We start from the raw sequence: 1,409 nt of genomic DNA, 5'->3' as shown, positions 1-1,409 counted from the left end.
GTCGCGCGCGCGGCCCGGCCTGCGCCTGGTGCGCCTGTCGGCCCAGGGACCGGACGATCCGGGCGACGACCCGGCGCTGGTGTCGCAGGTGCTGGACCGGGCACGGCCGCGTGCCGTCCTGCTCTTGGGCACCGACCTGCCGCCGGCGCTGATCGCGGCCGCCGTCGCGCGCCAGATCCCGGTCATCCTGGCCGAATTCCGGCTGACCGGCAACGATCTGGGCTGGGGCCTGCATGCCCGGATGCGTCGCCAGTTGCTGTCGCAGATGCGGGCGGTGATGGTCTGCGACGCGACCAGCCTCGATCTGGCCCGGCGCATGGGCCTGGGCGCGGGCGATCTGGCGATGACCGGCCCCGTATCCGAGATCCGCGAGCCGCTGCGCTGTTCGGAAACCGAACGGGCATCGATGGCCCAGCAGATGAACGGCCGCCACGCCTGGTTCGCGGCCAGCCTGCCCCCGGCCGAGGAACAGGCCATCCTATCCGCCCATCAGGCCGCCTTGCGCCGGTCGCACCGGGCCTTGCTGATCATCGCGCCCGATGATCCAAGGCGCATCGACGGCCTGGCCCGCGACATCGAGGCCTGCGGCCTGACCGTCGCCCGCCGCAGCGAGGACGAGGATTTTGGCGACGAGATCCAGGTCCTGCTGACCGACGGCCCGACCGAGATGGGCCTGTGGTACCGGCTGGCGCCCGTCAGCTTCATGGGCGGCACCCTGTCGGGCGACGCCGACGCGATGCGCCACCCCTTCGAACCCGCAGCCTTGGGATCGGCCATCGTGCACGGGCCGCAGGACGGACCGCATGCGACCGAATGGCAGCAGCTGACCGGCGCCCATGCGGTGCGTCAGGTCCGCACCGCGGACGACCTTGCCCAGGCCGTCACCGAACTGACCCAGCCGGAAACCATCGCCACGCTGGCCAGCAATGCCTGGATGGTCAGCACCGGCGGCGCCGATGTCGCGATCCGCATCGCCGACCGGGTGATCGCCGCCCTTGACCCTGTCGAAAGCCCCGCCCCATGACGATGACCCGCGCCCCCGGCTTCTGGTTCCGCACCCCACCCACCGCCACGGCCCGCCTGCTGGCGCCCCTGGGGGCGGCCTATGCCCGCGCCACGGCCCGCCGCCTGGCGCAGGGTGTGCGGGCGCGGGTCGGCGTGCCGGTCATCTGCGTGGGCAACCTGAACGCGGGCGGGACCGGCAAGACGCCCACGGTGATCCACCTGCAGATGGCGCTGGCCGCGCGCGGGGTGGCGGCGCATGTCGTCTCCAAGGGCTATGGCGGGTCGGCCACGGGGCCGCTGCGCGTGGACGAACGGCGCCACGACGCGGCCCTGACCGGGGACGAGCCGCTGCTGATGGCGGCGTTCGGCCCGGTCTGGGTCGCGGGCGACCGCGTGGCGGGGGC

At 73.7% G+C, this 1,409-nt stretch carries 2 protein-coding genes; both read left to right on the top strand.

Annotated features, from left to right (window positions below):
- Positions 1-1,024 (top strand): 3-deoxy-D-manno-octulosonic acid transferase (locus tag FHD68_RS18520; protein ID WP_139086580.1); only part of this gene is annotated, 1,024 nt, incomplete at its 5' end.
- Positions 1,021-1,409, top strand: a 389-nt coding sequence (locus FHD68_RS18515; RefSeq protein ID WP_425277559.1) for a tetraacyldisaccharide 4'-kinase, incomplete at its 3' end; no start/stop codon positions are given. The genes FHD68_RS18520 and FHD68_RS18515, both read left to right, overlap by 4 nt.

The organism is Paracoccus marcusii, from assembly GCF_006151785.1.
Lineage (GTDB): Bacteria > Pseudomonadota > Alphaproteobacteria > Rhodobacterales > Rhodobacteraceae > Paracoccus > Paracoccus marcusii.
The sequence above is the reverse complement of the archived record's forward strand: the minus strand, read 5'-3'. Positions and strand labels throughout refer to the sequence as shown.